Annotated in this window: 20 protein-coding genes; 14 read left to right on the forward strand and 6 right to left on the reverse strand. The window is 68.3% G+C overall.

Annotated features, from left to right (window positions below):
* Window positions 1-136 precede the first annotated feature (136 nt).
* From dnaQ to BM060_RS16260, 3 genes are all read right to left on the reverse strand, one after another.
* Window positions 137-880, reverse strand: a complete 744-nt coding sequence (gene dnaQ / locus BM060_RS16250) for a DNA polymerase III subunit epsilon (RefSeq protein ID WP_074980998.1) — start codon at window positions 878-880, stop codon at window positions 137-139.
* Window positions 881-936: 56 nt separating this feature from the next.
* Complete coding sequence (gene rnhA / locus BM060_RS16255) at window positions 937-1,383, reverse strand: ribonuclease HI (protein WP_009619116.1); 447 nt, start codon at window positions 1,381-1,383, stop codon at window positions 937-939.
* Between the two features lie 69 nt (window positions 1,384-1,452).
* On the reverse strand, window positions 1,453-2,211 hold the full coding sequence (locus BM060_RS16260; protein ID WP_043315398.1) for a class I SAM-dependent methyltransferase: 759 nt from the start codon (window positions 2,209-2,211) through the stop codon (window positions 1,453-1,455).
* Between the two features lie 125 nt (window positions 2,212-2,336).
* Here BM060_RS16260 and gloB point away from each other — a divergent pair, with 125 nt between their 5' ends.
* From gloB to fabI, 7 genes are all read left to right on the forward strand, one after another.
* Complete coding sequence (gene gloB / locus BM060_RS16265; protein WP_074981000.1) at window positions 2,337-3,116, forward strand: hydroxyacylglutathione hydrolase; 780 nt, start codon at window positions 2,337-2,339, stop codon at window positions 3,114-3,116.
* Window positions 3,117-3,195: 79 nt separating this feature from the next.
* On the forward strand, window positions 3,196-4,803 hold the full coding sequence (locus BM060_RS16270; RefSeq protein WP_074981002.1) for a LysM peptidoglycan-binding domain-containing protein: 1,608 nt from the start codon (window positions 3,196-3,198) through the stop codon (window positions 4,801-4,803).
* Window positions 4,804-5,371: 568 nt separating this feature from the next.
* The gene (locus BM060_RS16275; protein ID WP_074981005.1) at window positions 5,372-7,195 is read left to right on the forward strand and encodes an extracellular solute-binding protein; all 1,824 of its coding nucleotides are present in this window, start codon (window positions 5,372-5,374) and stop codon (window positions 7,193-7,195) included.
* Complete coding sequence (locus tag BM060_RS16280; protein WP_009619104.1) at window positions 7,195-8,280, forward strand: microcin C ABC transporter permease YejB; 1,086 nt, start codon at window positions 7,195-7,197, stop codon at window positions 8,278-8,280. Before BM060_RS16275 ends, BM060_RS16280 begins: the two co-directional genes overlap by 1 nt.
* A 4-nt stretch (window positions 8,281-8,284) precedes the next feature.
* Window positions 8,285-9,304: an ABC transporter permease gene (locus BM060_RS16285; RefSeq protein ID WP_074981007.1), complete on the forward strand. Its 1,020-nt coding sequence runs from the start codon at window positions 8,285-8,287 to the stop codon at window positions 9,302-9,304.
* A gap of 1 nt (window position 9,305) precedes the next feature.
* Window positions 9,306-10,931, forward strand: coding sequence for an ABC transporter ATP-binding protein (locus BM060_RS16290; RefSeq protein ID WP_074981009.1), 1,626 nt, complete (start codon window positions 9,306-9,308; stop codon window positions 10,929-10,931).
* A 20-nt stretch (window positions 10,932-10,951) separates the two neighbouring features.
* Entirely contained in the window at window positions 10,952-11,749 is a 798-nt protein-coding gene (gene fabI, locus BM060_RS16295) for an enoyl-ACP reductase FabI (protein WP_074981012.1), read from the forward strand.
* Between the two features lie 431 nt (window positions 11,750-12,180).
* Here fabI and BM060_RS16300 read toward each other — a convergent pair whose 3' ends face one another.
* Window positions 12,181-13,866 (reverse strand): DEAD/DEAH box helicase, encoded by a 1,686-nt coding sequence (locus BM060_RS16300; protein WP_074981015.1) that lies wholly within the window; start codon window positions 13,864-13,866, stop codon window positions 12,181-12,183.
* A 338-nt stretch (window positions 13,867-14,204) separates the two neighbouring features.
* Here BM060_RS16300 and BM060_RS16305 point away from each other — a divergent pair, with 338 nt between their 5' ends.
* The 3 genes from BM060_RS16305 to BM060_RS16315 all read left to right on the forward strand — a co-directional run bounded on the left by BM060_RS16305 (window position 14,205) and on the right by BM060_RS16315 (window position 18,462).
* Window positions 14,205-14,996 (forward strand): crotonase/enoyl-CoA hydratase family protein, encoded by a 792-nt coding sequence (locus tag BM060_RS16305; RefSeq protein WP_074981017.1) that lies wholly within the window; start codon window positions 14,205-14,207, stop codon window positions 14,994-14,996.
* 339 nt (window positions 14,997-15,335) lie between these two features.
* On the forward strand, window positions 15,336-16,724 hold the full coding sequence (locus BM060_RS16310) for a collagen-like triple helix repeat-containing protein (RefSeq protein WP_245322955.1): 1,389 nt from the start codon (window positions 15,336-15,338) through the stop codon (window positions 16,722-16,724).
* Window positions 16,725-16,803: 79 nt separating this feature from the next.
* Window positions 16,804-18,462, forward strand: a complete 1,659-nt coding sequence (locus BM060_RS16315; protein ID WP_074981021.1) for a ShlB/FhaC/HecB family hemolysin secretion/activation protein — start codon at window positions 16,804-16,806, stop codon at window positions 18,460-18,462.
* A 15-nt stretch (window positions 18,463-18,477) separates the two neighbouring features.
* Here the strand turns inward: BM060_RS16315 and BM060_RS16320 are convergent, their stop codons facing one another.
* Complete coding sequence (locus BM060_RS16320) at window positions 18,478-19,224, reverse strand: spermidine synthase (protein WP_074981023.1); 747 nt, start codon at window positions 19,222-19,224, stop codon at window positions 18,478-18,480.
* Window positions 19,225-19,443: 219 nt separating this feature from the next.
* Between BM060_RS16320 and BM060_RS16325 the strand changes: the two genes are divergently transcribed.
* Window positions 19,444-20,790 (forward strand): class II 3-deoxy-7-phosphoheptulonate synthase, encoded by a 1,347-nt coding sequence (locus BM060_RS16325; protein WP_074981025.1) that lies wholly within the window; start codon window positions 19,444-19,446, stop codon window positions 20,788-20,790.
* Window positions 20,791-20,814: 24 nt separating this feature from the next.
* Here the strand turns inward: BM060_RS16325 and BM060_RS16330 are convergent, their stop codons facing one another.
* A complete protein-coding gene (locus BM060_RS16330; RefSeq protein WP_074981027.1) occupies window positions 20,815-21,291 on the reverse strand; it encodes a DUF1289 domain-containing protein in 477 nt (158 codons plus the stop codon).
* 391 nt (window positions 21,292-21,682) lie between these two features.
* Here BM060_RS16330 and acnB point away from each other — a divergent pair, with 391 nt between their 5' ends.
* The 3 genes from acnB to BM060_RS16350 all read left to right on the forward strand — a co-directional run bounded on the left by acnB (window position 21,683) and on the right by BM060_RS16350 (window position 26,021).
* Complete coding sequence (gene acnB / locus BM060_RS16340) at window positions 21,683-24,292, forward strand: bifunctional aconitate hydratase 2/2-methylisocitrate dehydratase (protein ID WP_074981029.1); 2,610 nt, start codon at window positions 21,683-21,685, stop codon at window positions 24,290-24,292.
* Window positions 24,293-25,110: 818 nt separating this feature from the next.
* On the forward strand, window positions 25,111-25,326 hold the full coding sequence (locus tag BM060_RS16345; RefSeq protein ID WP_009619090.1) for a cysteine-rich CWC family protein: 216 nt from the start codon (window positions 25,111-25,113) through the stop codon (window positions 25,324-25,326).
* Window positions 25,326-26,021, forward strand: a complete 696-nt coding sequence (locus BM060_RS16350) for a pseudouridine synthase (RefSeq protein ID WP_074981031.1) — start codon at window positions 25,326-25,328, stop codon at window positions 26,019-26,021. Before BM060_RS16345 ends, BM060_RS16350 begins: the two co-directional genes overlap by 1 nt.
* The last annotated feature ends 49 nt before the right edge of the window (window positions 26,022-26,070 follow it).

Genomic DNA, 26,070 nt, shown 5'->3' on the forward strand with positions numbered 1-26,070 from the left:
AGGCCCGAGTCCTGCCCGGCTTCACGGTCAGGGTCGGGGCGGTCCGGACAGGGGCTTCGAGTCTGGCTCCGCAGTGGCCTGGGGCCAAGGTGAAACGGCGTATAACCGCGAACGGTTATACGCCCTACGCCGATGGCTATTCCTGTGCAGCGGGGGCTTCCAGTTGCGCCCACAGCGACGGGCCGCCGGTGGATTTTTCCACCGCGGCGAGGCGCACGGCGTGGGCCGCCAGTTCCTCGTCGCTGGCGCGGATCACCCGGGTCAGCGCGCGGCCGGCCGCCAGGCGGCGGATCGCGCTGGGCTGCGGGCGGCCGCTGCCGTCGCCCTCGGCGCCATGGCCGGCCAGCGACAGGCTGGTCTGGCCACCGGTCATCGCCAGGTAGACGTCGGCGAGAATCTCGGCGTCGAGCAGTGCGCCGTGCAGGTCGCGGCCGGAGTTGTCGACGCCGTAGCGCTTGCACAGGGCGTCGAGGTTGTTGCGCTGCCCCGGGTGGCGCTCGCGGGCCATCATCAGGGTGTCGAGCACCGAGCAGTAGTCGCTGACCTCGGCGCGCTCGCTCTGCCCCAGCAGGGCGAACTCGTTGTTGATGAAGCCGATGTCGAACGCCGCGTTGTGGATGATCAACTGGGCGCCGTGGATGAACTCGAAGAACTCGTCGGCCACCTCGCGGAAGCGCGGCTTGTCCTTGACGTATTCGTTGGTGATGCCGTGGACGGCGATGGCGCCTTCGTCGATCTCGCGATCGGGCTGCAGGTAGACGTGGAAGTGGCGGCCGGTGAGGCGGCGGCCTTCCAGCTCGACGCAGCCGATCTCGATGATCCGGTGGCCATCGGTGACCGGCATGCCGGTGGTTTCGGTATCCAGTACGACGCTGCGCATTTCAGGACCTTGTAGCTTTGACCATGGAGGGCGCCCGCGGGCGCCCGTTGCAATATTCAGCGCGGCAGTTCGGCGACGCCGCGGTTGGCGAGCATGTCGGCGCGCTCGTTGCCGGGGTGCCCGGTGTGGCCGCGCACCCACTGCCACTCGACATTATGCCGGTTGACCTGCTCGTCCAGCGCCTGCCACAGGTCGGCATTCTTCACCGGCTGCTTGGCGGCGGTCTTCCAGCCGCGCTTCTTCCAGTTCGGCAACCATTCCTTGATGCCTTTCATCACGTACTCGGAGTCGGTGACCAGGCGGATCTCGCAGGACCGCTTGAGCGCCGCCAGGGCCATGATGGCCGCCGTCAGCTCCATGCGGTTGTTGGTGGTCTCCAGCTCGCCGCCCCAGAGTTCGCGCTCGGCGCCCTTGTAGAACAGCACCGCGCCCCAGCCACCGCGGCCGGGGTTGCCCTTGCAGGCGCCGTCGGTATAGATGACGACCTTCTCTTCTTCGCTCATATCACCTTCAGTACGGCCCGCGGCGTCCCGCCCCGGGATGGTGGCACGAGGGACTGGCGAAGGCCGTCGCTAGATTTCCGAATCGCGCCGGCTGACCTTGGCCACCGGCAGCGGCACCAGTTGGCCGCGGGCCTCGCGGCGAGCCTGGCGCAACGGCCGCAGGCCGACCACCAGCTTGCGCGCCACCAGCAGGTAGAAGCCGGCGCCGGTGCCCTTGAGGCCCGCGCCCCAGCCTTCCATGCGCGCCAGGCGCGCCTGCCAGACAGCCGAGGCAAGCGGCGGACGATAGCACCCGAAGCGGCGTTTCTCCAGCGCGAAGCCCAGCAGGTTGAGCCAGTCGCAGACGCGCCCGGGGGAAATGCAGCGCGCCCGGCCCAGGCCGTCGGAAGCGAAATAATGCCGCAGGCCCCAGGCACTGCGCGGATTGACGCCGATCACCAGCAGGTGCCCGCCGGGGCGCACACTGCGCGCGGCTTCACGCAGCAGGCGGTGCGGCGACAGGCAGAAGTCCAGGCCGTGCTGCAACAGCACCACGTCGGCGGCGTGCTCGCCCAGCGGCCAGGCGCATTCGTCGCAGGCGATCTCCACCCCCGGCAGCGGCGGCCCCAGGCGCACGCCGCGCTGGATGTTGCCGGTGCTCTCCGGCAGCTCTGCGTGCGGGCCGTAGTGCACCAGGTAGCCGCCGAAGTAGCGCTGCAGCTCGTCGCAGAGCAGGCGCTGCTCCTCGGCCAGCATCATGGCGCCCAGCGGCCCGGCGAACCAGTCGCGCGCCTCGGCGATCAGCTCCAGCCAGTCGGCATCGGCCTGGGCGAAGGGTTCTCGTTCCATTCTCACCACCCCCTGAAACAGGTTGGCTGTCGCCGCCAGGAGGGCGGTCGACGCCGTTCGGCGAACACAGGACGGCACATTCGCACTACTATGCGCCAACCCATTCCGCTTAGCGACATCCGGCCATGATACAGATCGACGCGCTACCCGCCTTTTCCGACAACTACATCTGGCTGTTGCAGGATGTGACCACCCGGACCTGCGCGGTGGTCGACCCGGGCGACGCCGCGCCGGTGGAGGCCTGGCTGGCCGCGCACCCGGATTGGCGCCTGACCGACATCCTGGTCACCCACCACCACCAGGACCACGTCGGCGGCGTGGCGCGCCTGAAACAGACCAGCGGCGCCCGCGTGCTGGGCCCGGCCGGCGAGCGCATCCCGGCCATCGACCTGGCGCTGCGCGACGGCGAGCGCGTCGAGGTGCTGGGCCTGGGCTTCGAGGTCATCGAGGTGCCCGGCCACACCCTCGGGCACATCGCCTATTACCATGCGGACGCCGACGCGCCCCTGCTGTTCTGCGGCGACACCCTGTTCGCCGGCGGCTGCGGCCGCCTGTTCGAGGGCACCCCGGCGCAGATGCACGCCTCCCTGGGCCGCCTCGCCGCGCTGCCGGGCGCCACCGGCGTGTACTGCGCCCACGAATACACCCTGAGCAACCTGCGCTTCGCCCGCGCGGTGGAGCCTGGCAACGCCGAGCTGGCCGCGCGCTTCGACGAGGTCAGCGTCTGGCGCGAACAGGGCCGCATCAGCCTGCCCTCCAGCATTGCCCTGGAACGGGCCACCAACCCCTTCCTGCGCACCTCGGAAAACAGCGTGAAAAAAGCCGCCGACGAGCGGAACGGCGGGCCGACAGCCAGCCCCGCAGAGGTTTTTGCGGTCATTCGGCAATGGAAAGATAAATTCTGAGGTCTGGCGAAATCTTGACCACGTCCGGCGCGGTTTCTAGAATCCCCGAAATTTTTACCCTGGACAAAGTCATCCGCCAATGCCGCCAAAGACCAGTAAGACCAGCGATCTAGACGCATTGGCTCGTGCCATACGAGTCTCCGTCCTGCTCGGCGCCGGCGCCCTCGCCGGCTGCCAGACCAGCCAGCACAGCGGCACCGACCAGGACGCCCTGACCTATCGCCCCGCCAGCCGCGCGGTGGACGTACAGTTCAACCCGGCCTACGCCGACAGCGACATCTGGCAGCGCATGCGCCACGGCTTCCAGCTACAGGCCGACGCCACCGACACCAACCCGCGCATCGAACGCCAGCGCCTGTGGTTCGTCAGCAACCAGGCCTTCATCGAGCAGGCCTCCGAGCGCGGCAGCCCCTACATGCACTACGTGGTGGAGCGCCTGGAAGAGCGGCAGATGCCGCTGGAACTGGCGCTGCTGCCGATGATCGAGAGCGCCTACAACCCCCTCGCCGTGTCCCGCGCCCAGGCGGTGGGCCTGTGGCAGTTCATCCCCACCACCGGCACCCACTTCAACCTGCGCCAGACCAGCTGGTACGACGGCCGCCGCGACATCAAGGCCTCGACCAACGCGGCGCTGACCTACCTGAACCGCCTGCACGACATGTTCAACGGCGACTGGCTGCTCGCCCTGGCCGCCTACAACGCCGGCGAAGGCACCGTCAGCCGCGCCATCGAGCGCAACCAGAAGCTCGGCCTGCCGACCGACTACTGGAACCTGCCGCTGCCCCAGGAAACCCAGGACTACGTGCCCAAGCTGCTGGCCCTGTCGCAGCTGGTGATGTCGCCGGAAGCCTACGGCATCAACCTCAACCCCATCGCCAACGAATCCTACTTCGCCGCGGTGAAGGTCAAGCCCGGCCTGGACCTGTCGCGCGTCGCGGCGCTGGCCGAACTCGACGAGGACGAGCTGTACCTGCTCAACCCGGCCTTCAAGCGCCGCATCACCATGGACGGCCCGCAGCAGCTGCTGGTGCCCAAGGAGAAGGTGGAACGCCTCAAGGCCGGCCTCGCCACCCTGCAGCCCCAGGACCTGGTGAGCTGGAAGCAGTACAAGGTGCGCCGCGGCGACAGCCTGCGCAGCATCGCGGCCAAGCACGGCATCAGCGTGGCCGAGCTCAAGAGCAGCAACCGCCTGAGCTCCAACCGCGTGCGCAACGGCCAGGCGCTGCTGATCCCGGCCAAGGGCAGCCGCATGCCGGAACTGGAGCCCGCGCGCCAGGTGGCCAAGGCCGGCGTGACCAAGGCGCCCAGCCTGGCCAACGCCACCCGCAGCTACAAGGTCAAGAGCGGCGACAACCTCTGGCAGATCGCCCGCGCCACCGGTGTCGGCGTCGACGACCTGAAGCGCTGGAACGGCCTGGACGGCCACGGCGTCAAGCCCGGCCAGGTGCTCAAGCTGCAAGGCGCCACCCAGCTGGCATCGCGCAGCGGCGCCAGCGGCAAGGCCAAGCAGCAACAGCAGGAAGCGGCGACCTACTACAAGGTCAAGCAGGGCGATTCCATGTACCTGATCGCCAAGCGCTTCAACGTCGAGATGCAGCACATCAAGCGCTGGAACCCGCGCAGCAGCGCCCACGCGCTCAAGCCTGGGCAGACGTTGACGCTTTATCTCGATACCGCGAGCCGCTGATTTCCCGTCCGGCCCAGCAATGGCGTTGGCGGCAGGTGCGGTGTAGCGGCGTATAACCGCGAACGGTTATACGCCCTACGCCCCTTGCGATGTTCTTCGTAGGATCGAGGGGGACGCCTAGTTCTTGCTCGCGAACAAACGCGGTGCCATGCGGTTCGCGAGCAAGCTCGCTCCTACGAGAATCGTTGCCAACCGGTGATGTAGGAGCGGACTCCGTCCGCGATTGCCGATCCGTTGCAGCAAACCCCGCGGTGGCACTGAAACCCCGCCGGCGCTCCCCGCCCCCGGCAACTTTTTCCCCGAAAGCACGGCCTAAGCTTCCGGCCCGAGCTTTTTCCCCGCAATACAAGCTGTTACCGTGGCCCTCTCGGGACGCCCGTGCAAGCGCCGGCGCGCCGTCGCCCGCCGCGCCGTGCGTCCGCTGCCGCCCCTTGCACGGGACGGGCCCCAACCAGTACAAACGATGCCAGCCCGAACGCACCTACGAGCAGACCATGCCCAGAATGCCGACCAGCGCCCCCCGCCCCGCACCCGCGCCCACCACCGGATCGGCGGCGGAGCGCCGTCGATGAAGCTCCGCGCCCTCCTCCTGCTCGGCCTGCTCGGCCTGGGCGCCGGCCTGCAGGCCGCGCCGCAACATGCCATCACCCTCTACGACGAGGCGCCGAAATACCCGGCCGGCTACCGCCACTTCGACTTCGTCAACCCCGACGCCCCCAAGGGCGGCACCCTGCGGCTCTCCGACACCGGCGGCTTCGACAGCCTCAACCCGTTCATCCCCAAGGGCAACCCGGCCTCGCAGATCAGCCTCATCTACGACACCCTGACCTTCCATTCCCTCGACGAGCCCTTCACCGAATACGGCCTGCTCGCCGAGAAGATCGAGAAGGACCCCGAGCAGCGCTTCGTGCGCTTCTACCTGCGCCCCCAGGCGCGCTTCAACGACGGCACCCCGGTCACCGCCGACGACGTGGTCTTCACCTTCCAGACGCTGATCAAGCAGGGCGACCCGATGTACCGCAACTACTACGCGGACGTCGACAAGGTGGTGGCCGAGGACAAACTGCGCGTGCGCTTCGACTTCAAGCGCCCGGGCAACCGCGAGCTGCCGCTGATCCTCGGCCAGCTGCAGATACTGCCCAAGCACTGGTGGGCCAGCCGCGACTTCGCCAAGACCAGTCTGGAGCCGCCGCTGGGCAGCGGCCCCTACCGCGTCGCCAAGGTCGACCCGGGCCGCTCGATCCGCTACGAGCGGGTCAAGGACTACTGGGCCAGGGACCTGCCGGTGAACCGCGGCTTCAACAACTTCGACGCCGTGGTGGTGGACTCCTACCGCGACCTGACCGTGGCCCTGGAAGCCTTCAAGGCCGGGCAGTTCGACTTCAACGAGGAGCGCATCGCGAAGAACTGGGCCACCGCCTACGACTCGCCGGCGATACGCGACGGCCGCATCGTCCGCCAGGAGCTGCACAACGACAACCCCTGGGGCATGCAGGGCTTCGCCTTCAACACCCGCCGCCCGGTGTTCCAGGACGCGCGGGTGCGCGAGGCCATCAGCCTGCTGTTCGACTTCGAGTGGACCAACAAGCAGCTGTTCTTCGGCTCCTACAAGCGTGACCGCAGCTACTTCGAGAACTCCGAGATGGCCGCCCACGAACTGCCCGACGCGCAGGAGCTGGCGATCCTCGAACCGCTGCGCGGCAAATTGCCGCCGCAGGTCTTCGACAAAGTCTACGAGCCGCCGGTCAGCGACGGCAGCGGCATCATCCGCGAGCAGAAGCGCAAGGCCTACAAGCTGCTGCTGGAGGCCGGCTACAAGATCGTCGACGACCGCATGGTCGGCCCCGACGGCAAGCCGCTGAGCTTCGAATTCATGCTGGTGCAGGCCGACTTCCTGCGCGTGCTGCTGCCCTACAAGCGCAACCTCGCCGAGCTGGGCATCGACATGCAGATCCGCGTGGTGGACATCTCCCAGTACATCAACCGCCTGCGCTCGCGGGACTTCGACATGATGGTCGCCAGCTGGCCGCAGTCCAACTCGCCGGGCAACGAGCAGCGCGAGTTCTGGCATTCGGCCAGCGCCGACAACCCCGGCAGCCGCAACTTCATCGGCCTGCGCGACGCGGCCATCGACGAACTGGTGGACGGCCTGATCAAGGCCGACTCGCGCGACTCCCTGGTGCGCCACGCCCGCGCCCTGGACCGCGCCCTGCAGTGGGGCCATTACGTGGTGCCCAACTGGTACCTGGACACCTGGCGCCTGGCCTACTGGAACCGCATCGCCCACCCCGCGAAGCTGCCGCCCTACAGCTACGCGCTGATGACCTGGTGGCAGGCCCGCGACAAGGCCGAGCCGACTCAGGCCGTGACCCAGGCGCAGGAGACCCGCTGATGCTCGCCTACATCCTGCGCCGCCTGCTGCTGATCGTGCCGACGCTGTTCGGCATCCTGCTGATCAACTTCATCATCATCCAGGCCGCCCCCGGCGGGCCGGTGGACCAGATGATCGCCAAGCTCGAAGGCGTCAACGCCGCCGCCGGCGGGGCCACCGGGCGCATCGCCGGCTCCGGCGGCGAGCTGGCCTCCTCCGGCGGCTCGCACTACCGCGGCGGCCAGGGCCTGGACCCGGAGCTGGTGAAGGAGATCGAGCGCATGTACGGCTTCGACAAGCCGGCGCCCGAGCGCTTCTGGATCATGCTCAAGAACTACGTGCACCTGGACTTCGGCAGCAGCTTCTTCCGCGACGCCAAGGTCACCGACCTGATCATCGAGAAGCTGCCGGTGTCCATCTCCCTGGGGCTGTGGAGCACTCTGATCATGTACCTGGTGTCCATCCCCCTGGGCATCGCCAAGGCAGTGCGCAACGGCAGCCAGTTCGACATATGGACCAGCTCGGCGATCATCATCGGCTACGCCATCCCCGCCTTCCTCTTCGCCATCCTGCTGGTGGTGCTGTTCGCCGGCGGCAGCTACTGGGACTGGTTCCCCCTGCGCGGGCTGACCTCCAACGACTTCGACGAGCTGAGCACCTTCGGCAAGGTCAAGGACTACTTCTGGCACCTGGCCCTGCCGATCACCGCCCTGGTCATCGGCAACTTCGCCACCATCACCCTGCTGACCAAGAACAGCTTCCTCGACGAGATCGGCAAGCAATACGTGGTCACCGCCCGCGCCAAGGGCCTGACCGAGCGCCAGGTGCTCTACGGCCACGTGTTCCGCAACGCCATGCTGCTGATCATCGCCGGCCTGCCCTCGGCGCTGCTGGGGGTGTTCTTCACCGGCTCGCTGCTGATCGAGGTGATCTTCTCCCTCGACGGCCTGGGCCTGCTCAGCTTCGAGTCGGCGCTCAACCGCGACTACCCGGTGGTGTTCGGCACCCTGTTCATCTTCACCCTGTTCGGTCTGATCATGAAGCTGGTCAGCGACGTCCTCTACACCCTCGTCGATCCGCGCATCGACTTCGAGAACCGGGAGTGATCCGATGCGCCTGTCCCCGATGAACCAGCGCCGCTGGGCGCGCTTCAAGGCCAACAAGCGCGGCTGGTGGTCGCTGTGGCTGTTCCTCGCGCTGTTCGTGCTGAGCCTGGGCGCCGAGCTGATCGCCAACGACAGGCCGCTGGCGGTGCACTACGACGGCCAGTGGTACTTCCCGGTGCTCAAGCGCTACCCGGAGACCGTGTTCGGCGGCGAATTCCCCCTGGAGGGCAACTACAAGGCGCCCTACATGCGCCAGCAGTTCGCCGAGAAGGACGCCTGGGTGCTCTGGCCGCCGATCACCTACAGCTACGACAGCATCAACTACGACCTGCGCGTGCCGGTGCCCTCGGCGCCGAGCCGGGAGAACCTGCTGGGCACCGACGACCAGGCCCGCGACGTGCTGGCCCGGGTGATCTACGGCTTCCGCATCTCGGTGCTGTTCGCCCTGGTGCTGACCCTGCTCAGCTCGCTGATCGGCGTGCTGGTCGGCGCCCTGCAGGGCTTCTACGGCGGCTGGGTAGACCTGCTCGGCCAGCGCTTCCTGGAAATCTGGTCGGGCCTGCCGGTGCTCTACCTGCTGATCATCCTCGCCAGCTTCGTGCAGCCGAACTTCTGGTGGCTGCTGGGCATCATGCTGCTGTTCTCCTGGATGAGCCTGGTGGACGTGGTGCGCGCCGAGTTCCTCCGCGGGCGCAACCTGGAATACGTGCGCGCGGCCCGCGCCCTGGGCATGAAGAACGGCAAGATCATGTTCCGCCACATCCTGCCCAACGCGATGATCTCCACCCTGACCTTCATGCCCTTCATCCTCACCGGCGCCATCGCCACCCTGACCTCCCTGGACTTCCTCGGCTTCGGCCTGCCAGCCGGCTCGCCGTCCCTCGGCGAGCTGGTCGCCCAGGGCAAGTCCAACCTGCAGGCGCCGTGGCTGGGGATCAGCGCCTTCGTGGTGCTGGCGCTGATGCTCAGCCTGCTGGTGTTCATCGGCGAGGCCGCCCGCGATGCCTTCGACCCGAGGAAGTGAGATGAGCCAGAGCGCCCAAGACAACCTGGTGGAAATCCGCGACCTTTGCGTCGACTTCGCCTGCGGCGAGGAATGCGTCCACGCCGTGGACAAGGTCAGCTTCGACATCCGTCGCGGCGAGACCCTGGCCCTGGTCGGCGAAAGCGGCTCGGGCAAGTCGGTCACCGCCCTTTCCCTCCTGCGCCTGCTGCCCTACCCCACGGCCAGCCATCCCGGCGGCAGCGTCCGCTATGCCGGGCTGGACCTGCTGAAGGCGCCGGAACGCAAGCTGCGCGGCATCCGCGGCAACCGCATCGCCATGGTCTTCCAGGAGCCCATGACCTCGCTGAACCCGCTGCACACCGTGGAGAAGCAGATCGGCGAAGTGCTCGCCCTGCACAAGGGCCTGCAGGGCCAGGCGGCGCGCGCGCGCACCCTCGAACTGCTCGACCTGGTCGGCATCCCCGACCCGGCCACGCGGCTGAAGTCCTACCCCCACGAGCTGTCCGGCGGCCAGCGCCAGCGGGTGATGATCGCCATGGCCCTGGCCAACGAGCCGGAACTGCTGATCGCCGACGAGCCGACCACGGCGCTGGACGTCACCGTGCAGCTGAAGATCCTCGACCTGCTGGCCGAGCTACAGGCGCGCCTGGGCATGGCCCTGCTGCTGATCACCCACGACCTCAACCTGGTGCGGCGCATCGCCCACCGCGTGTGCGTGATGCAGAAGGGCAAGATCGTCGAGCAGGCCGACTGCGAGCAGCTGTTCGAGGCCCCGCAGCACCCCTACACCCGCGAGCTGCTCGGCGCCGAACCCAGCGGCGCGCCGGCGGCCAACCCGCCGGGCGAGGAACTGCTGAGCGTGCAGGACCTGCGCGTCTGGTTCCCGATCAAGAAGGGCGTGTTCCGCCGCACCGTCGCCCACATCAAGGCGGTGGACGGCATCGACTTCAGCCTGCCCCGCGGGCAGACCCTGGGCATCGTCGGCGAAAGCGGCTCGGGCAAGTCCACCCTGGGCCTGGCCATCCTGCGGCTGATCGACAGCCGCGGCGGCATCCGCTTCGAGGGCAACGCCCTGGACGCCATGAACCAGGCCGAGGTGCGCCCGCTGCGCCGCGAGATGCAGGTAGTCTTCCAGGACCCGTACGGCAGCCTCAGCCCGCGCCTGTCGGTGGGCCAGATCGTCGGCGAGGGCCTGGAGATCCACGGCATCTGCGACGAGAAGGAACAGCAGCAGCGGATCATCGACGCGCTGCTGGAAGTCGGCCTGGACCCGCAGGCGCGCCATCGCTACCCCCACGAATTCTCCGGCGGCCAGCGCCAGCGCATCGCCATCGCCCGCGCCCTGGTGCTCAAGCCGGCGCTGATCCTGCTGGACGAGCCGACCTCGGCGCTGGACCGCTCGGTGCAGCGCCAGGTGGTCGACCTGCTGCGCCAGCTGCAGGCCAAGTACAACCTCACCTACCTGTTCATCAGCCACGACCTCGCGGTGGTCAAGGCCCTGAGCCATCAGCTGCTGGTGATCCGCCAGGGCAAGGTGGTCGAAGGCGGCCCGGCGCAGGAAATCTTCAGCGCGCCGCAGCATCCCTACACGCAGCAATTGCTGGAAGCCGCCTTCATGGCCCCGGCGGCTGCGCTTGAAGAATGACCTGCAAGGAAGGAACGAACATGGGTTTTCTAGCCGGTAAACGCGCGCTGATCGTCGGCGTGGCCAGCAAGCTGTCCATCGCCTCGGGCATCGCCGAGACGATGCACCGCGAAGGCGCGCAGCTCGCCTTCACCTACCAGAACGACAAGCTCAAGGGCCGCGTCGAGGAATTCGCCGCCGGCTGGGGCTCCAGCGCCGAGCTGTGCTTCCCCTGCGACGTCGCCAACGATGCCGACATCGAGGCGGTGTTCCGCGAGCTGGGCAAACAGTGGGACGGCCTGGACATCATCGTCCACTCGGTGGGCTTCGCCCCGGGCGACCAGCTGGACGGCGACTTCACCAGCGTCACCAGCCGCGACGGCTTCCGCATCGCCCACGACATCAGCGCCTACAGCTTCGTCGCCCTGGCCAAGGCCGGCCGCGAAATGATGAAAGGCCGCAACGGCAGCCTGCTGACCCTCACCTACCTGGGCGCCGAGCGCACCATGCCCAACTACAACGTGATGGGCATGGCCAAGGCCAGCCTGGAAGCCGGCGTGCGCTACCTGGCCGGCAGCCTGGGCCCGGAGGGCACGCGGGTCAACGCGGTGTCCGCCGGCCCGATCCGCACCCTGGCCGCCTCCGGCATCAAGAGCTTCCGCAAGATGCTCGCCGCCAACGAACGCCAGACCCCGCTGCGGCGCAACGTGACCATCGAAGAAGTCGGCAACGCCGCGGCCTTCCTCTGCTCCGACCTGGCCAGCGGCATCAGCGGCGAAATCCTCTACGTCGACGGCGGCTTCAACACCACCGCGATGGGGCCGCTGGAAGACAGCTGAGCAGACGGGCGGGGCGATGGGTATCGCTTCGCTCAACCCATCCTACGGGGGGGGGGGGGGAACGCCATGCCTCCCAGCAAACTGTAGGAGCGGGCCCTGCCCGCGATTCGCGCGCAGGGCGCGCTCCTACAGGGGAATGGCACGGGTGGGTGGCGTAGGAGCGGATCTCATCCGCGAATCACGCCGGAACCTCCGGCTATCGCGGACGGAGTCCGCTCCTACGGGTGGAAATGCCATGCCTCCTACAACCTTCGTAGGATGGGTTGAGCGAAGCGATACCCATCACCAATGGCAGCATGGGTTTCGCAAGCTCAACCCATCCTACGAAAAGCACCTCGCGCGGCCGGCAAGACAATTGCTCCAAACAAAAACGCCGCACCCGGTCACCCGGATGCGGCGTTTTCATTCGATCGCGGCGCGTAGCGCGCGGATCAATCCTCGCGGTAGCGGCGCAGGCGCAGGGCCTTGCCGGCGACGCGGGTGTCCTTGAGCTTGCCGAGCAGGCGCTCCAGGCCGTCTTCGGGCAGTTCGATCAGGCTGAAGGTCTCGCGGATCTGGATGCGGCCGATGGCCTCGCGGGACAGGCCGCCCTCGTTGAGGATGGCACCCAGCAGGTTCTTCGCCGCCACGCCGTCGCGCGCGCCCAGGGCGGTGCGGCAGCGGGCCTTGCCTTCGGCCGGGGCGGCCATCGGGCGGCGCTCGCAACGTTCGCCACGGTCACTGCGCTCACCGCGATCGCCACGCTCGTAGCGTTCGCTGCGCTCGCGCGGGGCGGCCGGGGTCAGCGGCTGCTCGCGGCGCACCGACTCCAGGTCCAGGGCCTTGCCTTCGGTGAGCTTGGCCAGCAGCACCGCGGACAGGGTTTCGGCATCGGTGCCCAGGCGGCGGCACAGCTCGTCGCGCACGGCGCCACGGCTGGCGACAGCGGTTTCCAGCAGCGGCTGCAGGCTGGAGGCCAGGCGCGCCAGGCGTGCTTCCAGCACGGTGTCGGCGTCGGGCAGGCGCACTTCGCCGACCTTCTGCCCGGTGACGCGCTCGATCACCTGCAGCATGCGGCGCTCGCGCGGGGTCACCAGCAGCAGCGCGCGGCCTTCGCGGCCGGCGCGGCCAGTACGGCCGATGCGGTGCACGTAGGACTCGGGGTCGTACGGCATGTCGATGTTCAGCACGTGGGTGATGCGCGCCACGTCCAGGCCGCGGGCGGCCACGTCGGTGGCGATGACGATGTCCAGCGAGCCGTCCTTGAGCGACTCGATGACGCGCTCGCGCTGGGCCTGCGGGATATCGCCGTTCAGCGCGGCGGCGCGGTAGCCCTGGCGCTCGAGCAGCTCGGCGATGTCCAGGGTGGCCTGCTTGGTGCGCACGAAGCCGATCAGCGCGTCGAACTGCTCGACTTCCAGCAGGCGCAGGATGGAGGCGGCCTTCTGGTCGGCATGGACCATCAGGTGGACCTGCTCGATGCGCGCCACGGTCTGGGTCTTGGCGGCGATGCGGACGTGCTTGGGTTCTTTCAGGTGGCGTTCGGCGATGCTGCGGATCGAGGCCGGCAGGGTCGCGGAGAACAGCACGGTCTGGCGGCTGGCCGGCATGGCCTCGAAGATCACTTCCAGGTCGTCCATGAAGCCGAGCTTGAGCATCTCGTCGGCCTCGTCGAGGACCAGGCGCTCGACGGTGCCCAGCAGGTTCTCGTCGCGGCGCAGGTGGTCGCACAGGCGGCCGGGGGTGGCCACCAGCACCTGGGCGCCCTGGCGCAGGGCCTTGAGCTGCGGGCCCATGGGCGCGCCGCCGTAGACCGCGACCACGCCGACGCCCGGCATCTGCTTGGAGTAGGTTTCGCAGGCGGTGGCCACCTGCAGGGCCAGTTCGCGGGTCGGCACCAGGATCAGCACCTGGGGTTCGCGGCGCGTGGCCTCGATCTTCGACAGCAGCGGCAGGGCGAAGGCGGCGGTCTTGCCGGTGCCGGTCTGGGCCTGGCCGATCATGTCGTGGCCTTCGAGGATCACCGGGATCGACTGGGCCTGGATGGGCGACGGCTCTTCGTAGCCGACCGCGGCGATGGCGGCGAGAATATTGGGATGAATGCCGAGCGCGGCGAAGCCGCCGGTTTCCTGGGTCATGGGTTTTGCCTCTAAATACATCCGCAAAGACCCAATGGCCGAGCTGCGCATGCCCTGTACGACAGTAGAAGTCACCCAGGCAGCTGGAAGCGGGGATTTGCGAACTGAACTGTTGGAAGAATACGTCAAGGAAGTCCGCGGAAGCGGTAGCACAGACGGAGCGCGAAGCGCCGAAGGGTGCGGTCCCGAACGGGGCCGTGATAGGCCGGCGCGCATCATACCGGAAAAACGCCGCCGATGTGCGGCTTTTCCACTACCGCTGGCCGAACGGTCAAGACTTGCACAACCGGCCACCCGCCGTCTATACCGAGCAGGGCCACCTGCCAGGAGCACGCGCCGTGAACCCTACCAGCGAACCCCGCGTCACCGTCACGCGCCGCGGCCACCTCCTGCTGCTGGGCCTCAACCGGCCGCAGAAGCGCAACGCCTTCGACCAACGCATGCTCGACGAGCTGATGCTGGCCCTGGGCGACTACGAACGCGACGACGACCTGCGCTGCGCGCTGATCGTCGCCCACGGCGAACACTTCAGCGCCGGCCTCGACCTGGCCGACGTCAGCCAGCGCCTGCACGACGGCTGGCAGCTGCCGGCCGGTGCGGTCGATCCCTGGGGCACCCTCGGCGGGCCGCGGCTGAGCAAGCCGCTGGTGGTCGCCGTGCAGGGCTACTGCTACACCATCGGCATCGAGCTGATGCTCACGGCGGACATCTGCCTGTGCGCCAGCAACGCCCGCTTCGCCCAGATGGAGGTGCGCCGCGGCCTGCTGCCGCTGGGCGGCGCCACCCTGCGCCTGCCGCAGGTGGCCGGCTGGGGCAACGCCATGCGCTGGCTGCTCAGCGGCGACGAGTTCGACGCCCACGAAGCCTGGCGCCTGGGCCTGGTGCAGGAAATCCACCCGCCCGAGGAACTGCTGCCCGAAGCCCTGAAGCTGGCCGCGCGCATCGCCCGCCGCGCCCCGCTGGCCGTGCGCGCCACCCTGGCCTCGGCGCGGCGCGCCCAGGAGCAGGGGACGGCGGTGGCCATCCGCGAGCTGCCGCAACAGCTCAAGGCGCTGCTCGCCAGCGAGGACGCCCGCGAAGGCCTGCAGTCGCTGCTGGAAAAGCGCGAAGGCAACTTCTCCGGCAACTAGCCGCAGCGCCCCGCCACCGCCCTTCGCGACGACGCCCACGCGCGCCTTCGACGCACCCCGGCAAAGCGCTATATCGAAAGTATTAAACGGCCCCGCAAAGGCCGCCATTTCCATTGGAACCACAGGCGAATCAACGGGACGCAAACGACCAAACGACTATCTACAAGAGGCAATTTCGCCCTCCCGACAAAGCACGAAGACTGTGCCGGAAATCAGGAGAGGCGCTCTTCCCGCTGGCGGATCGAGGCTTCCCCTGAAACACCAGAGCCCGTCAGGGAGGAGCCCAACAAGATGTCTGGTCCCATTCGTGTATTCGCATTGTCTCTTCTGGTCGTTGCCATGTCGCTGCAAGGGTGCAGCAGCAAGGGCGGCCATCACAGCAGTGTCGCCAGTTCCGGAAACGGTTCCGGCCAGGGCGCCGGCGACGGTGGCTCGGGTAGCGGTGGCGATGGCAGCGGTTCCGGCGGTACTGGCGGCAGCGGTGGCGACGGCGGCAATGGCGGCAACAATGGCGGTGATGGCGGCAGCACCACCTCCAGCACCACCAGCACCATTCTCAGCAACACCGGCGAAGCGGTCAGCGCCCTGGGCAACACCGTCAATGGCGTCGGCGGCGTGGTCAAGGGCATTGACCTGCCGGTGGTCGGCAGCGGCGTGAGCGAAGGCGCCGGCAACGTCATCCAGGACGTCGGCCAGGGCGTGAACAGCCTGGGCAGCGGTATCACCAACGGCATCGGCCAGCTCGGCAGCAATCCCAATGCCCTGGGCACCACAGTCGCCGGCGCCACCGGCACGGTGAGCAGCGTCGGCAACGCGGTCAGCGACCTGGGCAGCACCGTCGCCGCGGTGGGCGCCAACACCCCGCTGAAACCGGTGACCGCCACCCTGGGCGGCGTGGTCGATGGCGTCGGCGGGCAGATCAGCATGCTCGGCGACTCCCTCAGCGGCGCCGTCACCAGCGGCCCGCTCAGCCCGCTGACCAAGCAGCTCAGCGCCACCACCGCCGGCCTGGTCGGCCAGGTCGAGGGCGTGACCCAGCAGGTCGGCGCCACCACCGGCCTGGGCGCGCCGGTGAACAACCTGGTGACCACGGTCGGCGGCCTGGTGGGCCAGGTCGGCACCCAGCTCGGCAGCGCCACGCCGGTCCTCGCGCCGGTGGGCAGCGTCGTGACCAACGTCGGCGAGGCCGTGAGCGCGACGGGCGGCCTGGTCAACGCACAGGCCGGCAGCAGCCCCAGCAACCCGATCGGCGGGCTGCTCTCGGGCGTCACCGGCGCCCTGGGCGGCGCCACCGGCAGCAGCAATCCGGTCGGCGGCCTGCTCTCCGGCGTTACCGGCACCCTGAGCGGCGCTACCGGTAGCAGCAACCCGGTCGGTGGTCTGCTCTCTGGCGTCACCGGCACCCTGGGCGGCGTCACTGGTGGCAGCAGCCCGGTCAGCGGCCTGCTCTCCGGCGTCACCGGCACCCTGGGCGGCGTCACCGGCGGCAGCAGTCCGGTCAGCGGCCTGCTCTCCGGCGTCACCGGCACCCTGGGCGGCGTCACCGGCAGCAGCAGCCCGGTCAGCGGCCTGCTCTCCGGCGTCACTGGCACCCTCGGCGGCGTCACCAGCAGCGTCGGCAGCAACGGCCTGGCCAGCAACGGCGGCCTGCTCGGCGGCACCCTGGGCACCGTGGGTGGCCTGCTGGGCGGCGTGACCGGCAGCCTGGGCGGCAAGTCCGGAAACTGACGGCAAGCCCGCCAAAGCGAACGGCGAAGGGTCGGCAACGGCCCTTCGCCCTTTCATTTAACGGCTTCAGGGAGAAGCCATGCGCAAGCTGACCGTAGTAACGCTGTTGTTAGCCAGCCCCCTCGCCTGGGCCGACCGCCCCATCCAACTGCCCGGTTCCGACATCGAACAGAGCCTGCCCAGGCCCAACCTGCCCGGCGGCGACGTGCGCCCGCAGGCGCCGCGGGTCAGCACCCCGGCGGCCGCGCAGCCGCAGCAGTTGCTCGAACGGCGCATCCGCCTGCGGCGCATCGAAGTCGCCGGCGGCGGCCACTACCCCATCGCCACCTGGAAGCCCCTGCTGGAGCCGCTGACCCGCCGCGAGATCAAGATCGGCGAACTGGTGGCGGCGGCCAAGGCCATCACCCGGCGCTACCAGGACGACGGCTTCGTCATTTCCTTCGCCTACGTGCCCAACCAGGAATTCCGCGGCGGCGTCGGGCGCATCATGCTGATCGAAGGCCACCTGCGCGAAGTGCGCAGCGCCGGCGACCTGGGCGTGCACCAGGCCCGCGTGGCGCGCTGGATCGAGCGCCTGAAGGCCGAACGGCCGCTGAGCCGCGCCAGCTTCGAGCGCTTCAGCGTGCTGATGAGCCGGGTTCCCGGCCTGCAGATGGACATGGTCCTCAACCCGCCGACCACCACCGATGGCGGCGCCGTGCTGGAGATGCTCGGCAGGCACGAGATGGTCACCACCGGCGCCGACTTCGACTCGCGCCACGGCAACCCGCGCGGGCTGTTCAACGCCACCCTGGCCTCTCTGCTGGGCCGCGGCGAACAACTGCAGTTCAGCTACCTCTACCCGCCCGGCGACGACAAGGAGCACTACCGCGCCTGGAACTACAGCCAGTTGCTGGGCGACAACGGCCTGCAACTGATGGCCGGCTACAGCCACTACAACGCCAGCCTGGAAGACCGCGTGGTGATCGGCCCGCTGCAGTACGCGCGCAAGCGCGAGAACGAACGGGTCAGCGCCGGCCTGGGCATCCCCGTGCTGCTGCGCCGCAACCTCACCTGGGACGTCAACCTGCGCGCCTACACGGTCGACGACAGCAGCCGCTACGACCTGCTGGCGCCGGCCACGCCCTACAGCGTGAAGCTGCGCAGCAAGTTGCGCGTGGTGGGCATCGACACCCTGGTCCAGCAGTTCGCCGAGAAGCAGGCGCGCGCCGGCAGCCTGGCCGTCTACAAGGGCCTGAACGCCTTCGACGCGCAGAGCACCGCGCCGGCGAAGAAGGACTTCACCCGCGTGCTCGGCTTCGGCGCCCAGCAGAACCAGTTCGGCGAACGCATGCAGGGCGTGGCCAACGTCAGCTTCCAGTGGGCCCACGACAGCCTGCCGGACTCCGAGCAGATCACCTACGGCGGCGCCAACTTCGGCCGCGGCTATCCGGACGACCAGGCCACCGGCGACAAGGGCTGGGGCGCCTCCTACGAGGTGAACTACTCGTTCCTCTGGCAGAACAGGTGGATGAACCAGTTGCAGCCCTACCTGGTGGTGGACGGCGCGCGCACCCACTACAACGCCAACGGCCAGCCCGGCGCCAAGCTCGGCTCCGGCGCCGTCGGGGTGCGCTTCTCCAACCGCAAGCAGTACGTGCTGGGAATGGAAGTGGCCAAACCGTTCGCCGACCGCGCCATCGACAACGACGAGCGCAGCCCGCGGCTCAACCTGACGCTCAGCTACCAGCTCCCCTGAGCGGGCGCCCCGCCGCTACTGCGCGGGGCGCAGCGCGTCGATGTAGACGCCCAGGTCATAGCCCAGGTCGCCCTGCAGGGCCTTGGCGCGCTTTTTCAGCCCGCGCGGCTCCAGGCTCTGCTCGACGTCGGCGGGCACGAAGACGATCACGTTGCCCTCCGGCACCGGGCATTCCAGGTAGTGGCGGTGGAAGCGCCCGCGCAGCAGGGCCGCGCCCAGCGGCCGGCCGTCGTCGGTGCTCCACTGGTTGATGATCAGCCAGCCGCCGGGGCGCAGCTTGTCGCGGCAGGCGCCGAGGAAGTCCCAGCCCAGGTGCGCCGGCGCGGGTCCGGTGTCGGTATAGAGATCGAGGAAGATCAGGTCGGCCGGCTCGCAGTTGCCCAGCTCCTCCACCGCGTCGCCGATGCGCAACCGCAGGCGCGGCTCGTCCACCAGGCCCAGGTGCTCGCGGGCCAGGCGCGGAATCGCCGGGCGCAGCTCGACGGCCTCCGCCTCGTCCAGCGCCAGGTGCTTCAGGCAGGCCTGGGTCAGGCTGCCGGCGCCGAAGCCGAGGAACAGCGCGCGGCGCGGCGCGGGATGGCACAGCGCGCCCAGCAGCATGGCGCGGGAATAGTCGTACTCCAGCCAGGCCGGATCGCCGATGCGCACGCAGCTCTGCTCCACCTCCTCGCCGAACTCCAGGTAGCGGTAGCCGCCCTGCTCCACCACGCGGATCACCCCGTAGGCGTCGCGCTCCTCGGCTATCAGCAGGTCCTCGCTCATGCCCGGCGCCCCCGGCCACGGCAACGGGCGCCAGCGCGCGGCCGGCGATGCGGAAGGGTATTGGAAGGCAGGCTCTGGTACACGCGGGCTCTCCGCAGGGCAAGGACGGCGACGGCCGCGGGCTCATGGAAGGCGAAGGATACCAGCCCCGCCGCGCTGAAGGTGGCCCCGCCCGGTGTTACCATGGGCGACTATCCGCCATTGCCCCGCGAGCCCCCGATGAGCCAGACCTGGAGCCCCGACAGCTGGAGAAGCCGCCCCATCCAGCAGCAACCCGTCTACCCCGACGCCACGCGCCTACAGCAGGTCGAACAGAGCCTCGCCAGCTATCCGCCGCTGGTGTTCGCCGGCGAGGCCCGCGAGTTGCGCCGGCAGTTCGCCGAGGTCACCGCCGGGCGCGCCTTCCTGCTGCAGGGCGGCGACTGCGCCGAGAGCTTCGCCGAGTTCTCCGCGGCGAAAATCCGCGACACCTTCAAGGTGCTGCTGCAGATGGCGGTGGTGATGACCTTCGCCGCCGGCTGCCCGGTGGTGAAGGTCGGGCGCATGGCCGGGCAGTTCGCCAAGCCGCGCTCCTCCGGCGAGGAAACCGTGGGCGACCTGACCCTGCCGGCCTACCGCGGCGACATCGTCAACGGCATCGGCTTCGACGAGACCAACCGCGTGCCGGACCCGCAGCGCCTGCTGCAGGCCTACCACCAGTCCACCGCCACCCTCAACCTGCTGCGCGCCTTCGCCCAGGGCGGCTTCGCCGACCTCCACGAAGTGCACAAGTGGAACCTCGACTTCATCGCCAACTCGGCCCTGGCGGAAAAATACAGCCAGCTCGCCGGGCGCATCGACGAAACCCTCGCCTTCATGCGCGCCTGCGGCCTGGACACGGCCCCACAACTGCGCGAGGTGAGCTTCTTCACCGCCCACGAGGCGCTGCTGCTGAACTACGAGGAAGCCTTCATCCGCCGCGACAGCCTGACCGGCGGCTGGTACGACTGCTCGGCGCACATGCTCTGGATCGGCGACCGCACCCGCCAGCTGGACGGCGCCCATGTCGAGATGCTGCGCGGGGTGGGCAACCCCATCGGCGTCAAGGTCGGGCCGAGCATGGGCGACGAGGAGCTGCTGCGCCTGATCGACATCCTCAACCCGGACAACGACCCCGGCCGCCTCAACCTGATCGTGCGCATGGGCGCCGACAAGGTCGGCGACGGCCTGCCGCGGCTGATCCGCACCGTGCAGCGCGAAGGCCGCCAGGTGCTGTGGAGCTGCGACCCGATGCACGGCAACACCATCAAGGCCTCCAGCGGCTACAAGACCCGCGACTTCGCGCGCATCCTCGCCGAAGTGCGGCAGTTCTTCGAGGTGCACAAGGCCGAAGGCAGCCACGCCGGCGGCATCCACATCGAGATGACCGGGCAGAACGTCACCGAGTGCATCGGCGGCGCGCGGCCGATCACCGAGGCCGGGCTCAGCGACCGCTACCACACCCACTGCGACCCGCGGCTGAACGCCGACCAGTCGCTGGAGCTGGCCTTCCTCATCGCCGAGACGCTGAAGCAGGCGCGGCGCTGAAACCGACGAACGGCGGGTGCTGGTTCAGACCCGCAGGTCCATCCCCTCGCTGAGGAAGCGCGGGGCGATGTAGCGGTCGTAGTGGGCCTCGGAAAGCAGGAAGAACTCGCGGTCGATGGCGTCGCGCAGCTCCGGCAGCGGCCGCTCGCGGAACTCCGGCAGCAGGGCCACGCCGTAGGCATCGAGGTTCTGGATCAGCCGCGAGCCGCGGGCGATCAGCTGGTAGGCCCAGCAGTACGGCGACTGCTCGGGGACGAAGCGGATCTGCCGCTGCTCCAGCTGGGCGCGCAGGCGCGGCGCGTCGAACACCTCCAGCTTGGCCACCATCACCTGCACCAGCAGCACTTCCAGGCGCTTCCACACCGCGCGCTTCTCCTCCTCGCCGTACAGGTTCCAGTTCACCACCTCGTGATGGAAGCGCTTGCAGCCGCGGCACACGAGGTCGCCGTAGACGGTGGAACAGAGGCCGACACAGGGGGTCTTGATGCGCTGGGAGGACATGGCGGAACGGCTTCGGGACAACGGGGGACGGGCGTCATCTTAGCCCTTTGTCTAGGCAAGATCACCTTCCGCATCGGCGCAATGGCGCTTACTTTCAGCAATGAATTCCAGTAGAATCGGCCCGCCTTTCACAAGGCGCAATGCCCGTTCGAAGCTGTTTTCAAAGCGTCACGAAGCACAGATTCCGGCGGCCTCGCGGCCTGGGCGCCTCCCTCAAGCGCCCAGTCCCCCTCGTCCCAGGCCCTCCGGCGTAAAACTTTGAAAACAGCTTCTGTCTGGAGGCTGCCGGTGCCGTCGTAGGTCCGTGGATTACCGTCCACCATGCCTGACGAATGGATCGGCGAGGTCTCCTGGATACGCGTCCCACGGGACCACTGATGAGGGAAATACTGTGCTTGAAGCCTACCGCAAACACGTAGAAGAGCGTGCCGCCCAGGGTATCGTGCCCCAGCCGCTGAACGCCGAACAGACCGCAGGTCTGGTCGAACTCCTGAAAAACCCGCCGGCCGGCGAAGAAGAATTCCTCCTCGACCTGATCACCAACCGCGTCCCGCCGGGCGTCGACGAAGCCGCCTACGTCAAGGCCGGCTACCTGTCCGCCGTGGTCAAGGGCGAAGCCGCTTCGCCGCTGATCGACCGCAAGCGCGCCCTCGAACTGCTCGGCACCATGCAGGGCGGCTACAACATCGCCACCCTGGTCGAAGCCCTCGACGACGCCGAACTGGCAGAAGTCGCCGCCGCGCAACTGAAGCACACCCTGCTGATGTTCGACGCCTTCCACGACGTTTCCGAACGCGCCAAGAAAGGCAACGCCGCCGCCAAGGCCGTGCTGCAATCCTGGGCCGACGGCGAGTGGTTCCAGGCCCGCCCGGCGCTGGCCGAGAAGATCACCCTGACCGTGTTCAAGGTGCCCGGCGAAACCAACACCGACGACCTGTCCCCGGCGCCCGACGCCTGGTCGCGCCCGGACATCCCGCTGCACGCCCTGGCCATGCTGAAGATGGCCCGCGACGGCATCGAGCCGGTCCAGCCGGGCGCCGTCGGCCCGCTGAAGCAGATCGAAGCGGTCAAGGCCAAGGGCTTCCCGGTCGCCTACGTCGGCGACGTGGTCGGCACCGGCTCCTCGCGTAAATCCGCCACCAACTCGGTGCTGTGGTTCTTCGGCGACGACATCCCCTACGTGCCGAACAAGCGCGCTGGCGGCTTCTGCTTCGGCACCAAGATCGCCCCGATCTTCTACAACACCATGGAAGACGCCGGCGCCCTGCCGATCGAGTTCGACTGCACCAACCTGGCCATGGGCGACGTCATCGACGTGTACCCGTACGAAGGCAAGGTCACCCGCCACGACAGCGGCGAAGTGGTCACCACCTTCGAGCTGAAGACCCCCGTGCTGCTGGACGAAGTCCGCGCCGGCGGCCGTATCCCGCTGATCGTCGGCCGTGGCCTGACCGAGAAGGCCCGCGCCGAACTGGGCCTGGCCCCGTCCGACCTGTTCAAGAAGCCGGAATCCCCCGCCGACACCGGCAAGGGCTTCACCCTGGCGCAGAAGATGGTCGGTCGCGCCTGCGGCCTGCCGGAAGGCAAGGGCGTGCGTCCGGGCACCTACTGCGAACCGAAGATGACCACCGTCGGTTCCCAGGACACCACCGGCCCGATGACCCGCGACGAGCTGAAGGACCTGGCCTGCCTGGGCTTCTCCGCCGACCTGGTGATGCAGTCCTTCTGCCACACCGCGGCCTATCCGAAGCCGATCGACGTCAAGACCCACCACACCCTGCCGGACTTCATCATGACCCGCGGCGGCGTGTCCCTGCGTCCGGGCGACGGCATCATCCACAGCTGGCTGAACCGCATGCTGCTGCCCGACACCGTCGGCACCGGCGGCGACTCGCACACCCGCTTCCCGATCGGCATCAGCTTCCCGGCCGGTTCCGGCCTGGTGGCCTTCGCCGCTGCCACTGGCGTCATGCCGCTGGACATGCCCGAATCGGTACTGGTGCGCTTCAAGGGCAAGCTGCAACCGGGCATCACCCTGCGTGACCTGGTCCATGCCATCCCCTACTACGCCATCCAGGCCGGCCTGCTGACCGTCGAGAAGAAAGGCAAGAAGAACATCTTCTCCGGCCGCATCCTCGAGATCGAAGGTCTGAACGACCTGACCGTCGAGCAAGCCTTCGAGCTGTCCGACGCCTCGGCCGAACGCTCCGCCGCCGGTTGCACCATCAAGCTGCCGGAAGAGGCCATCGCCGAATACCTGAAGTCGAACATCACCCTGCTGCGCTGGATGATCGGCGAAGGCTACGGCGACGCCCGCACCCTGGAGCGCCGCGCGAAAGCGATGGAGGCCTGGCTGGCCAACCCGCAACTGCTGGAAGCCGACAAGGACGCCGAATACGCCGCGGTCATCGAGATCGACCTGGCCGACGTCAAAGAGCCGGTGCTCTGCGCCCCGAACGATCCGGACGACGCCCGCCTGCTGTCCAGCGTGCAAGGCCGCAAGATCGACGAGGTGTTCATCGGTTCGTGCATGACCAACATCGGTCACTTCCGCGCCGCCGGCAAGCTGCTGGACAAGGTCAAGGGTGGCATTCCGACCCGTCTGTGGCTGGCCCCGCCGACCAAGATGGACGCCCACCAGCTGACCGAGGAAGGCTACTACGGCATCTACGGCAAGGCTGGCGCGCGCATGGAAATGCCGGGCTGCTCGCTGTGCATGGGCAACCAGGCGCGCGTACAGACCGGTTCCACCGTGGTCTCCACCTCCACCCGTAACTTCCCGAACCGCCTGGGCGATTCCACCGACGTGTTCCTGGCGTCGGCGGAGCTGGCCGCTGTGGCTTCGATCATCGGCAAGCTGCCGACCGTCGAGGAGTACATGGCCTACGCGAAGGATATCGACAGCATGTCTGCCGATATCTACCGCTACCTGAGCTTCGACCAGATCGCCGAGTTCAAGGAAGCTGCTGCGAACGCCAAGATTCCGGTCGTTCAAGCCTAAGCCTTTTGGCGTGAGGAAAGCCCTGCCGGTGTGGTGGGGCTTTGAAGAGAATGCCGTTTCTTCCCTTGGGAGAAACGGCATTTTCATTTGGGATGGGGGTATGGATTTGCTTGCTTGCGAGGGCTTGGTCCCTCGCACCCAACCTCCCCCCCCCCGTCATTCCCGCGAACGCGGGAACCCAGAGACTTTTGCGTTGGGCTCGGTGTAACGCGCCGCACCGAGTCTGCGGAGATTTTTTGTTTCGCCCCCTCGGGCGAGTCCCTTTTGTCAAACGCCACAAAAGGAACCAAAAAGGCTTGCCCCGCATACGGGCCCGACAGAGTCGGGCTACCCTCGCGAATTCCCCCGCCACGGAGGCCCGCCCCGAGGGTACGTCCCTGTAGCCCATCGGGGCTCTCGCGACATCCATGTCGCATGACCTCCTGAGCGCCGGTTTCGCTCGGCCTTCTGAAGGGGCACTCCGGTGCGCTCGGATATTTCTCTGGAAATCCCAAGAGCAAACGCGCTTTTGCTTTTGCTTTTGCTTTTGCTTTTGCTTTTCGTAGGAGCGAGCTTGCTCGCGAACCGCCCGTCACTGGATTCCCGCATTCGCGGGAATGACGGGGTGGGGCTAGGCGTTCCAGGATGACTCCAAACTCCCCACCCACTCCGAACAGCCCCCTCTCCCGCTTGCGGGAGAGGGTTGGGGAGAGGGCGCTCTTAACCCCAACACCTCCACCCCCAGCAAACCCCATTCACACCCCCCAAGCATCCGATTCCCCTTGCACCCCAGCGCCACCCGCTGCACCCTGTGCTCCAGCAAAGCACCGACCCGCACCATGACCGACACCCCCGATCCCACCCGTTGCCCCCTCTGCGGCCAGCGCAACAGCTGCAGCCAGGCCGACCCGGACGCCGACGGGACGCTCTGCTGGTGCTTCCAGACGCGCATCGACCCCGCCGCCCTGGCCCGCGTCCCGCCACAGCTGCTCGACCGCGCCTGCCTGTGCCCGCGCTGTGCGCAGAGCCTGCCGCCCGACGACGAACCCGCCTGATGCGCCTGGACCGCTTCCTCACCAACCTGCCCCGCTTCAGCCGCCAGGACGCTCGCCTGCTGCTGGCCGCCGGGCGCCTGAAGGTGGATGGCGTGGAGGTCCGCGACAGCCGCCACGAGGTGCGCGAATTCAGCCGCGTGGAGCTGGATGGCGAGGTGCTGCAGGCCGGCCGCCCGGCGCGCTACTTCATGCTGCACAAGCCCGCCGGTTGCGTCAGCGCCACCCGGGACCCGGAACACCGTACCGTGCTCGACCTGCTCGACGAACCGGACAAGCACGAACTGCACATCGGCGGGCGGCTGGACTTCAACACCACCGGCCTGCTGCTGATCACCAACGACGGCCAGTGGTCACGGCGCATGACCCTGCCCGGGCGCAAGCTGCCCAAGGTCTACTACGTGGAGACCGAGCAGCCGATCGAGGCCCACTACGCCGAAGTCTTCGCCCGCGGCCTGTACTTCCGCCACGAGGACCTCACCACCCTCCCCGCGCAGCTGGAGATCCTCGCCCCGCGGGCGGCGCGCCTGACCCTCCACGAAGGCCGCTACCACCAGGTCAAGCGCATGTTCGGGCACTTCCAGAACAAGGTCACCCGCCTGCACCGCGAACGCATGGGCGGCCTGGCCCTGGACCCGCAGCTGGCGCCGGGCCAGTACCGCGCCCTGAGCGCCGCCGAGCTGGCCGCGCTGGACTGAGGCCTGCCGTCCGGCATCGCGGATTGCAGGGGCGGCTCGGCCCCGACTA

This window comes from Pseudomonas citronellolis (assembly GCF_900112375.1).
GTDB classification, from domain to species: domain Bacteria; phylum Pseudomonadota; class Gammaproteobacteria; order Pseudomonadales; family Pseudomonadaceae; genus Pseudomonas; species Pseudomonas citronellolis.

Excerpts from the sequence above, each read along its gene's own strand:
- dnaQ (WP_074980998.1), bottom strand. The coding sequence starts at position 880 with ATGCGCAGCGTCGTACTGGATACCGAAACCACCGGCATGCCGGTCACC.
- rnhA (WP_009619116.1), bottom strand. The coding sequence starts at position 1,383 with ATGAGCGAAGAAGAGAAGGTCGTCATCTATACCGACGGCGCCTGCAAG.
- BM060_RS16260 (WP_043315398.1), bottom strand. The coding sequence starts at position 2,211 with ATGGAACGAGAACCCTTCGCCCAGGCCGATGCCGACTGGCTGGAGCTG.
- gloB (WP_074981000.1), top strand. The coding sequence starts at position 2,337 with ATGATACAGATCGACGCGCTACCCGCCTTTTCCGACAACTACATCTGG.
- BM060_RS16270 (WP_074981002.1), top strand. The coding sequence starts at position 3,196 with ATGCCGCCAAAGACCAGTAAGACCAGCGATCTAGACGCATTGGCTCGT.
- BM060_RS16275 (WP_074981005.1), top strand. The coding sequence starts at position 5,372 with ATGAAGCTCCGCGCCCTCCTCCTGCTCGGCCTGCTCGGCCTGGGCGCC.
- BM060_RS16280 (WP_009619104.1), top strand. The coding sequence starts at position 7,195 with ATGCTCGCCTACATCCTGCGCCGCCTGCTGCTGATCGTGCCGACGCTG.
- BM060_RS16285 (WP_074981007.1), top strand. The coding sequence starts at position 8,285 with ATGCGCCTGTCCCCGATGAACCAGCGCCGCTGGGCGCGCTTCAAGGCC.
- BM060_RS16290 (WP_074981009.1), top strand. The coding sequence starts at position 9,306 with ATGAGCCAGAGCGCCCAAGACAACCTGGTGGAAATCCGCGACCTTTGC.
- fabI (WP_074981012.1), top strand. The coding sequence starts at position 10,952 with ATGGGTTTTCTAGCCGGTAAACGCGCGCTGATCGTCGGCGTGGCCAGC.
- BM060_RS16300 (WP_074981015.1), bottom strand. The coding sequence starts at position 13,866 with ATGACCCAGGAAACCGGCGGCTTCGCCGCGCTCGGCATTCATCCCAAT.
- BM060_RS16310 (WP_245322955.1), top strand. The coding sequence starts at position 15,336 with ATGTCGCTGCAAGGGTGCAGCAGCAAGGGCGGCCATCACAGCAGTGTC.
- BM060_RS16315 (WP_074981021.1), top strand. The coding sequence starts at position 16,804 with ATGCGCAAGCTGACCGTAGTAACGCTGTTGTTAGCCAGCCCCCTCGCC.
- BM060_RS16320 (WP_074981023.1), bottom strand. The coding sequence starts at position 19,224 with ATGAGCGAGGACCTGCTGATAGCCGAGGAGCGCGACGCCTACGGGGTG.
- BM060_RS16325 (WP_074981025.1), top strand. The coding sequence starts at position 19,444 with ATGAGCCAGACCTGGAGCCCCGACAGCTGGAGAAGCCGCCCCATCCAG.
- BM060_RS16330 (WP_074981027.1), bottom strand. The coding sequence starts at position 21,291 with ATGTCCTCCCAGCGCATCAAGACCCCCTGTGTCGGCCTCTGTTCCACC.
- BM060_RS16345 (WP_009619090.1), top strand. The coding sequence starts at position 25,111 with ATGACCGACACCCCCGATCCCACCCGTTGCCCCCTCTGCGGCCAGCGC.
- BM060_RS16350 (WP_074981031.1), top strand. The coding sequence starts at position 25,326 with ATGCGCCTGGACCGCTTCCTCACCAACCTGCCCCGCTTCAGCCGCCAG.